The organism is Pantoea sp. UBA6567 (assembly GCF_002434165.1).
Classification (GTDB): domain Bacteria; phylum Pseudomonadota; class Gammaproteobacteria; order Enterobacterales; family Enterobacteriaceae; genus Pantoea; species Pantoea eucrina.
Genome location: NZ_DJJN01000011.1, coordinates 180122 through 180386, shown reverse-complemented (window position 1 = coordinate 180386; position 265 = coordinate 180122). Strand labels below are relative to the sequence as shown.

Annotated in this window: 1 protein-coding gene; it reads right to left on the bottom strand. The window is 51.7% G+C overall.

All coding sequences use genetic code 11. The annotated features are described in order from the left end of the window. Positions 1-7 precede the first annotated feature (7 nt). On the bottom strand, positions 8-265 hold a 258-nt coding region (locus tag B4M48_RS17100; RefSeq protein WP_288657420.1), incomplete at its 5' end, for a DUF2931 family protein.

Here is a 265-nt window from a genome sequence, read left to right as displayed (position 1 = left end):
TCTCCGTTCAGTACGCCTTTTTATCGATAACCGAGTCCCAGCACACCTTCATTCGTCCCGGCACTGCTTTGCCCCGATGAAAATACCCGCCATATCCCCCCATCACATCATGCCAGCGCCCGACGCTCAAATCACTGGAGTCCATAGGATCTAACCGGCGGAAGATACTCTCCCGGATATCACCATCCTCCAGGTACACCATGGTCACCAGTGCCGGCAGATTTTTCGGGTATATAAAACTGAAATTCCAGTTATCGTAAGGCAG